Below are 8,344 nucleotides of genomic sequence, written 5' to 3'. Positions count from 1 at the left end.
CGGGCCACGGCATCGTGAGTGCCGCCAACCCGTCAGTGAGGGAACCCGCCATGGAATCCAGACACGTCAAGTACCACGAGCTCATTGCGCAATGCCGTAATCTTGCGCCCATGCTTCTGGCCGTCGTCGCTGTCGATCGTGTTCAATGCCTGCGCGAGTGCGGCACTGTCGGTAGGACCTGTTGTATCCAGAAGTGATGGATGCGGAGTACCGAGTCTGCCAGGGAGTCCGCGAAGGCCTGATGCTGGTCGAGACCGTCCTTGCGTCTCTTGAGCTCTTCCCAGCCGGCCTCGGTGCCGTACAACAGGATCACCGTGAACCATTCAGGGTGCTGCGCCATCAAGGGCGACCACGTTGCCTGATCCAGCGTGATGCCCTTGTAATACCCGACACACCACTCGTCGATGATCGACAGCGCCCGGCCGTCATCCCCGTCACGCTCAAGGACCAGGGGTTCATACGCGCAGGGCGTCTCGCGCAGCGTGGCATTGACATCATTCCAGTGCCGGATGATCAGGCCGACGATGCGGTCGGCATCTTCGGCGTTCGCGAACGCGGGTTGGTCCACGCCTTGCTCTGCATCCCAGATCCAGCGCAGCATCGTGGTAGGCATGACGAGGTTCGGACTCGATGCGAGCGCGGTCATGAAACCATCCATCATCGAGACATCCATCGCCTCTTCCGGAGCCGAATCGCTGATCAGGAAATCATCGAGTTGCTCGATCTCCGTGTCAGTCAGCGGCAGCGTGAGCAATGCATCTTGCTTCATTCATTCCCCCTGTTCGTCGGCGCGCGCCCTTTTTACGATGGCAAGCACCGTATTCTTGCTAATGGAAAGCCTCTGTCCAATCTCGCGATACGACTGTCCCATCGCAACGAGTGTCAGAACTTTTGGCGCGAGCTTGTCGGCCTTGACACGCTACCCGGGTTGCCGGCCAAGTGCAATCCCACGAGCCTGAGCGCGGCCGCCTTGCTTCGTCAGTCGTCGCGGCCGATTGGACTGGCGTCAATCAGAAGGCCTTGGTCGAAAATCGTGGACCTCGATCGCGACGAGAGTCGGAGCTGGCAATGGAGCATTGCCGACCGGCAGCGGCTTTACCGTCCTGCGAGTCGGTACCAGGAATCCATCGAATTCGCGAAAGTCCTCGCAGATGTGAGCGGCCCGCGCCCAGCGGCCGATAACCATGGCGGTGTAATCGATCCTGCAAAGGCGATGTTGCCTATCGAAATAGAAATCCTGGACCCGGCTGTGCGTTGGAATGTCGCTGGGAAAGGTCGCCCGGATTCTTGGCCATATCCCGGCCGAAGTCGCCAGTGGCGGAAGTTCTTTGAACGTAAAGCCGCCGCGCAAGAATAAGAAAGGTGCCGTCAGATAGTTCCAGAACGCGTAGGCGCCGAAATAGACAAAGTCGAGGTCGTCCCAGTAGATTTGCCGTCGCCAGCCACGAAATGCTGTTCGCGGTCCGTCGCGGCGAGCCAGGATAGCCCCGTCTCGCCCGACGACGCGAACAAGTTCTTCTCCTTGAAGTTCACTCGTTTCGCCAACATGCGGAAAATCGTTGAAAGCGAAACGAGGCTCGTGTGTCGACGCGCGAACCTGCACCTGTCGCAGTATTGGCCGTCGCTTTGCGGTGAACAGAAGGCCGCAGGCGGAAACCGTCGCCTCGATCTCCGCCAGTTCGGCCCATCGCGCTGCACCGCCGTGCGCCTCAATCGCTGCTCGGATCGAATCCGGCAATGCGTTGCTCTGTTCCATGTCGATGCTCCTCCATTACCGCGTTGCCTGCGCGCCTACCGGTGAGTCCAGGAAACGATGGTTTGATAGATGCCAATTAGTCGGGAGCCCGATACCGCGGGAAGCCTTGTAAAAAGCATCCAAGATCAGCTTCCATCTTTCAACGTCCCGCTATACCGAACGTTTCTCGCACAAACTGGATAGCGCACGCCGATGCTCAAGCGGCCGCCGTCGCAAATCAGCGGGCCAAGCGCTGACCGTGCACCACCTTTCATATTTGCCGTTACTATCATATATGATATTATAATCACGTATGATTCATTAAGCTTGCTCTCCTACCGCAGTGCGGCTCCCTCATTTCACGCCCGGCCGCGACCGAATGCAACACCGCTTACCTAGGTATCGCGTGCATGAGCCAGATCTCTCAAATGCATACTCTTCGCCGCGCTTGCGCCGCGCGACACATAGTTGCAGTCATTTTTCACCTTATCGCGCTGACGATGTTCGGCCTGATTCCGGTTGCCTCCAACGCAGCGACGCTGCCACCCCTTAGCATAGATGCTCCTGCTGATTCTTCGCTATCCATGGGCGCGGGCTCCGAGGCATTACCAAGGCTCGGTGCGCTTCAGGAAAAACAGGACCAGATCCGGCAGCGTGCTTCGACGGCAACAAGCGATGCGCAGCTGTCCGAGCTGGACGCATTGAGCCGGCGCGTCGCCGAAGACGTCGACAGGCTGATAACCACGTCGCTGGAGCCCGATCGCGCGAAAACGCATGCCCAGCTCGACGTACTCGGAACAGCACCCGCTTCCGAATCCGCCGCGGAAACTCCCGCGGTCGCCCAACAGCGCAGCGTTCTCGCTGCTCAGCAATTGCAACTCGATGCCGAACTCAAGCAGGCGGCAACGATCAAGGAGAACCTTGCCAACCTGAGCGCCCAGATCACGCGACTGCTGCAAAACCATCTGAAAGATCAACTGGCCCTTCGTTCCGACAGTGTAGTCAGCGCCGCGTTCTGGGCGTCGGCGCTCCACCCGGACACGGCTGACTATCAACGTCTGCGAGACTTCAATGCGCAGATCGACAGGCAGATTCAAACGACATGGCAAACGGGGCAGCGGGTTGCAACGTCCCTGCTTGTGCTGCTCGCCCTGGCCGTTGCAACGATCGGAACACGGCTTCTTGACAGAGCATCAGAACGGTTCTGCCTACGCCGCCTTCCAGAAGGCCGGATACGGCGCAGCGCGATGGCGATCTCGACCGTCGTCGCGTCTTTGGTGACCACCATATGTGCCATTGATCTGCTCTATTTCGCGTTGACCCGTCAGCAGGCGCTGCCTCCTGCGCTGCAAAGCTTCGCCAGCGAAATCATCAAACACGTTGTGACCTGCGCGCTTGTCGCCGCCCTCGGCCGGGCATTGCTTTGCACACGACATCCGTCATGGCGGTTGCCGGCCATCGCGGATCCCGTCGCTCGCGCGCTACGCCCTTTCCCATGGACACTGGCCGCACTGCTGCTGTTTTCAGGAGCCATCGAGCAGATCAACCGGGCCGTCGATACCAGCGTGCAACTTACGCTCTTTACTCGCGGCGTGGTGGCGTTGGTGGTCGCTCTGACCATCGGGATGTCGCTTTTACGCGCAAACCGGGTACTCACTGCGCTCGCCGCTGCCGGAGAATCGCCTGAGGCGCGTTCTACCCTCGCTGGCATTATTCATGCCGCCGTCAGCCTTGCCGTCGGAGCCTCTCTGATTGCATTGCTCTGTGGTTATGTTTCGTTCGCGCGGTTCCTGACTTACGAACTGGTCTGGTTCGATCTCGTACTGAGCAGCGTTTATCTGCTGACGAAGCTCGCTCATGATGTTTGCGAAACCGTATTTTCGCCATGCCACGCCAGCGGCAAAACAATCAGGCATCTATTCGGGCTGCAAGATGTTCATCTCGAACAGGTGGCAACGGTACTCTCCGCCATTCTTCGCAGCGCATTGATGCTCGCCGCAGTCATCGCACTGCTTACGGGCGGCCTCGGGACAACGCCCCGAGATCTGGTCGATAGCATTCTCGACGTATTCGGTGGCGAGCGATTACATGCGCTCAATATCGTTCCCGCCCATATCTTCAGCGCTATCTTTACCTGTGCAGTGTGCCTGTATCTGGTTGGGCTCATGCGCAAATGGCTGGACGCCGAGTTTCTGCCCAAGACGCAAATGAGTTCGGGTATGCGCGCGTCGCTGGTGACGGTCTTCGCCAACGTCTGCTATGTCCTCGTCGCGCTGCAAACCTTGTCCGTACTCGGCGTGAAATGGCATAACCTGGCGTGGATCGTCAGCGCATTGTCGGTAGGCATCGGCTTTGGTCTGCAGGAAATCGTTAAAAACTTCATTTCCGGGCTGATATTGCTTGCTGAACGGCCGGTCAAAGTAGGCGACATGATCAGTATCACCGGCATTGAAGGCGATATCCGGCGCATCAGTGTGCGTGCGACCGAAATACAGCTCGCAGACAGATCAACGGTGATCGTTCCCAATTCGCACCTGATTTCTCAGAATGTGCGCAACGTGACAATGGGAAACAAAACGCAGGGGGTTGTCACACTGGCCCTTACTTTTGCGCTGGACGTCGATCCGGAGCAGGTGCGCGATGTTCTTCTGCAAGCTTACCTGGATCACCCATCGGTTCTCGATCGTCCCGCGCCATCGGTGATCTTTAGCCAGTTGACGCCTGACGGTATGACATTGACTGTTACCGGCTATGTCGGTAGCCCGAGAATCGCCGGGGATACCAGAAGCGATCTGCTATTTGCAATCCTGAAGCGACTACGTGCTGCAGAAATACCGCTGTCGATCTCTCGAACCGTCGTAGTCCGAAGTACGAGCGATATCATCTCGAACCAGGAACCCACCGATCGCAATTCCGGTCCGGTAGAGCTCCGTGTCCTGTCTGCAATCAGCGAGAATAGATAGTCGTCGACGTGATTTCTCGCACTCATGGGACTGGTAAAAGCCGTTATCGGTGGCTTGCTGGCCCTCGTTACACCGGTGATCGCAGCTCTACGCTATCGCCCACGCGGAACCGCTTTCCGCCGGGCGAATCCAGCGAAACACGTTCCTTGGTGTAGGTTCCGTTCGCTTGCAGGCATTCCGAGTAACTGATAACTGTCATCCAGTCATAGACTTTTCCGTCCTGGGTCACTGCAGCGATGCGCTCTGCCATGCCACGCGGCGCACGCGCAGTCTGCTGCAGTACACCGTAGTAACGGCACTTGCTGTCCGCTGACCGTAGCACTACGAGTCCGCCGAGTTGATTCATACCTGCGACGCTTTCAACCGTTGCGCTCATCGACGAATCGCCGGCTGCATGCGAACTCGCTGCGAATAAAATCAGCAGCGCGGCAAACCACTTTTTCATTGAAGACTCCTATGGGTTAAAGGAAGGGTAGCGGCTGCTTTTGCGCCGAGGTCCGATTGTCTGCGCTTGAACGTGAATCGTTGCGCTGGCTAATCCTTTGTAAATAACGGAGCCGGTATCCACCGCAAAACTGAGCACATGCTGTGTCAGATGTGGGTTGCAGTATATCGACAGCGCGTCGTTATTCGACGCGCGCAATTGTGAGTTGCCATTTCATGAACATGGAGGTTGGATGGCTCGCGAATCGTTGGCCGGACAAGGTAGACCCCGAGTTATCCAAGCGTATCGGTTCTTGACGCGCCTATACATTCGCCGTCCGCTCGCAAATTACGTCGGTTGGGCGGCCTTCATCAAATGCACGTCGCAGCACGAGGGCTCCGCGCCCCGAGATCGCCATTCGGTCCGGCGCCCTGTCGTTTCGCGACCGCTGCGCGCGGATAGATGCCTCTCGACGTTGCAAGCTCGGAAACAATGTATTGAAGAGAACTATTTGTAATCAAACGATAAGAAGATGACGGACCTCAACGGAACGGGCACTTGGGCTTCAAGACCTTGCCTGGTCGTTGTTTCGCTAACCCTGCGTCTGTTGTTCCCGGCGCTCGAGACTGGAAGCTTCATCATGGCTAAAGCGTTCATGCCCGTTCTCACTGTCGTGTCAGTCATCGCTCTCCCCACGGCCACCTCTGCTCAGGGTAATGGTCCTCTGACGCGTGAGCTAGTGCACGAAGAAGTCATCCGACTTCAGCTAGCGGGCTCTGACCACCCCAACGGTGACGCACACTATCCGGCGAACATCCACGCGGCCCTGGCGAGCGTGGCGGCTCAACAGCAGGCGTTCAGTGGGCACGGTGGCGTGAAACTGGGCTCCGCAGTTTCGGGGGTACCGGCAATGGCTCAGCTGGCCTCGTATCGTTCTATCTACAACGAATGTTGATTGGACATCACGGCGGGGCAAGCCGCAGCCTTGTCTGGCTTTCCATAGCGACGTCGGCGTACCCCCTCCGGACGCGAGGTTCAGCGGAAGGCGTAGATGTCGGGAATCTGCATTCGGGGTCGGCCGGCCCCGGAATCACCAGGTTCGGCCACGCGGGGATTCACTTCAACCAGCACCAACGAGATTCCCTTTTTTGTCGCGCAGCGGAATTCGCCAGGTTGAACCCGTTCGGTTTTTTGCGCCATGGCCTTACCGTTTTGCGCCGGATCGCGGCAGGCCCGCTTCATCGAATAGGAGAAAGTTTGTGAGATTCAGGATAGTTTTGCTTGCGCTGATCGCGACTACGGCCGTATGCCTGAATAGCACCGCGCAAGCGCATGTGCGCGTCGGTGTCCTTGTGGGTATCCCGCCCCCCATGATGATGGCGCCCCCCGTCGTCTACTACGCTGCGCCCGCCCCACTCGTCGTCCAGTCCGTCCAGCCAACCCCGAGCACCGTCTACGTCGAAAAAACGCAGACGAGTCCGCCGTCTGGTACCTGGTGGTATTGCCCGGTGACAAAAAAATATTACCCGTACGTGAAGGGGTGTTCGAGCGGCTGGGTGGAAGTGCCGGTGAGGCCAACCGGGCCGAAATGACATGAGCAAAATGAATTCCCTCTCTCTGGCAATGCGCACGAAACGAGGCGTATCCGCGCTAGTCACCGCCGCGGTCAGCCTGTGCTGCATCATCGCGCTCGACGGCTGTGCTGGCATGCCGACAGGTCCCACAGTGATGGCCCTGCCCGGCACGGGCAAGTCCTTCGATCAATTCCGCGCCGACGACGCGACATGCCAGCAATTTGCTTCCCAGCAGACCGGCGGCGTGAGCACCCAACAGGCCACAGCGACGGGCGCCCTGGGCGGTATGGCCGTCGGTACCGCGCTCGGCGCGGCGGCCGGTGCGGCGTTCAACGGCCGCCGTGGCGCAGCGGTCGGCGCAGGCACAGGTCTGCTCGGCGGCAGCATGATCGGCGCCGGCATGGCGCAGAGTTCGGCCGCCAGCCTTCAACACCGCTATGACCAGGCGTACGTTCAGTGCATGTACGCAAATGGCGAGCGTGTGCCGGTCCCGCGCAGCGCCGCCAATGTGTATCGGACGCACGACGAAGCGACGCCTCCGCCGCCGGCCTACGATGCGGCGCCTCCACCAGGTTACTGAACCAGGCACGCCGCCGTTTCGTGGCGCGTCAGGCTGGCTTGGCAAGACCTGTAAATCGAAGATCTCCGCGGATATCTGCGCCGCGAACTTTCGAGCCAGAGGCGCCGACCATCGAATTCGCCGATCGTCGCGCTGCGCGCGATGCTGCGGTTTCTCACCGTGATGGGTCTTGTGCCGTCCGGTCTCGAGGAAGCACTACCTCGAATCCGGAGATGGCGTCACGCGACGCTTCCAGCCAGCCTGACGAACGATTGTGTGGAACGGCTCATCAAGTGCGGGTCGACGCTGCTACGTTTCAGCCGCTGCGGCACACAGCAATCATATTGTTGCTCGCCAGGACCGGGATGCGGGCTGCTGAAGTCATGCACCTCGGTCTGGATGCGTAAAACGAAGCGATGTTGTCACCGCATAATGCCCACAAGGGTAGGGCGTAAGCCCGGCCGCCGGTTGTCCGGCACGGGGAGCTTCGATGGTAGTAATAGAACGGATAACGATGACGATGCGCGGCCGGCTTCAGTAAAGAGGCGAGCGAGCCGTCGCGTTCTTCGCGTCGGCTCGTATCTGCATGGCCGCTCTGGCGCCGAGCTTTGAGCAGGGCGCTACATGCCTTCCCGTCAGACGGATTCCGCGGTCGTCCCCGATTGCGGTTCCCGATGCGCGGCCGTCACTTGCCGCGCCTCCACCGCCCACGCAATGACAGTTCAATCGCGCCAATACCGACGCCAACCGTATTGGACGTTCAACGCGATTGATACACTTTGAAAATTCCTCCACCGGGCTGCTCGCATCGCCAGCGGAAGCGTCATAGCCGGGCGCTTGCATGCCCGCGCCGCAACGCTCTGGCGCGGGCAGGACCGGGAACGCTGGTTGCGGGTTGATCACGATGGCCGCGGTTAGCCACGGTCACCCGCAATCTCACGTAGGAGAGCGTCATGACTTCGGACAAGAACTCGAATCGTCAGCCGTCGAATCCGGCACAGCCCGGCCGCGACAGTGGACAGCAGCAACAGAACCAGACTCCTCCGACGCATCAGGGTGGCCAGCGGCAGCCCTGAGCGCGATGAGTGA

At 59.3% G+C, this 8,344-nt stretch carries 9 protein-coding genes; 4 read left to right on the top strand and 5 right to left on the bottom strand.

Annotated features, from left to right (window positions below; translation table 11 throughout):
* Window positions 1-142 precede the first annotated feature (142 nt).
* The 3 genes from F6X40_RS32460 to F6X40_RS32450 all read right to left on the bottom strand — a co-directional run bounded on the left by F6X40_RS32460 (window position 143) and on the right by F6X40_RS32450 (window position 1,756).
* Window positions 143-769: a UPF0149 family protein gene (locus tag F6X40_RS32460; protein ID WP_187630635.1), complete on the bottom strand. Its 627-nt coding sequence runs from the start codon at window positions 767-769 to the stop codon at window positions 143-145.
* Window positions 770-886, bottom strand: a complete 117-nt coding sequence (locus tag F6X40_RS43665; RefSeq protein WP_409340034.1) for a hypothetical protein — start codon at window positions 884-886, stop codon at window positions 770-772. It abuts the gene before it with no gap.
* Window positions 887-1,006: 120 nt separating this feature from the next.
* Window positions 1,007-1,756 carry a hypothetical protein gene (locus tag F6X40_RS32450; protein WP_187630634.1) on the bottom strand — a complete coding sequence of 250 codons (750 nt, stop codon included), beginning with the start codon at window positions 1,754-1,756 and terminating at the stop codon, window positions 1,007-1,009.
* Window positions 1,757-2,145: 389 nt separating this feature from the next.
* Between F6X40_RS32450 and F6X40_RS32445 the strand changes: the two genes are divergently transcribed.
* Window positions 2,146-4,698 carry a DUF3772 domain-containing protein gene (locus F6X40_RS32445; RefSeq protein WP_262421629.1) on the top strand — a complete coding sequence of 851 codons (2,553 nt, stop codon included), beginning with the start codon at window positions 2,146-2,148 and terminating at the stop codon, window positions 4,696-4,698.
* A 67-nt stretch (window positions 4,699-4,765) separates the two neighbouring features.
* Here F6X40_RS32445 and F6X40_RS32440 read toward each other — a convergent pair whose 3' ends face one another.
* Window positions 4,766-5,143: a hypothetical protein gene (locus tag F6X40_RS32440; RefSeq protein ID WP_222946218.1), complete on the bottom strand. Its 378-nt coding sequence runs from the start codon at window positions 5,141-5,143 to the stop codon at window positions 4,766-4,768.
* 511 nt (window positions 5,144-5,654) lie between these two features.
* On the opposite strand from F6X40_RS32440, the gene F6X40_RS32435 reads away from it, so the two are divergent.
* Window positions 5,655-6,077, top strand: coding sequence for a DUF4148 domain-containing protein (locus tag F6X40_RS32435; RefSeq protein ID WP_262421628.1), 423 nt, complete (start codon window positions 5,655-5,657; stop codon window positions 6,075-6,077).
* Between the two features lie 80 nt (window positions 6,078-6,157).
* On the opposite strand, the gene F6X40_RS32430 is transcribed toward F6X40_RS32435, so the two are convergent.
* Entirely contained in the window at window positions 6,158-6,322 is a 165-nt protein-coding gene (locus tag F6X40_RS32430; RefSeq protein ID WP_187630633.1) for a hypothetical protein, read from the bottom strand.
* A 402-nt stretch (window positions 6,323-6,724) separates the two neighbouring features.
* Between F6X40_RS32430 and F6X40_RS32425 the strand changes: the two genes are divergently transcribed.
* Both F6X40_RS32425 and F6X40_RS42820 read left to right on the top strand, forming a co-directional pair.
* Window positions 6,725-7,276 (top strand): YMGG-like glycine zipper-containing protein, encoded by a 552-nt coding sequence (locus F6X40_RS32425; protein WP_187630632.1) that lies wholly within the window; start codon window positions 6,725-6,727, stop codon window positions 7,274-7,276.
* A gap of 932 nt (window positions 7,277-8,208) precedes the next feature.
* Window positions 8,209-8,331, top strand: a complete 123-nt coding sequence (locus tag F6X40_RS42820; protein WP_013094087.1) for a hypothetical protein — start codon at window positions 8,209-8,211, stop codon at window positions 8,329-8,331.
* The last annotated feature ends 13 nt before the right edge of the window (window positions 8,332-8,344 follow it).

This window comes from Paraburkholderia sp. UCT31 (assembly GCF_014397655.1).
Taxonomy (GTDB): Bacteria; Pseudomonadota; Gammaproteobacteria; order Burkholderiales; family Burkholderiaceae; genus Paraburkholderia; species Paraburkholderia tuberum.
Note: the sequence above shows the minus strand (reverse complement) of the source record. Positions and strands in the feature narration are given on the sequence as shown.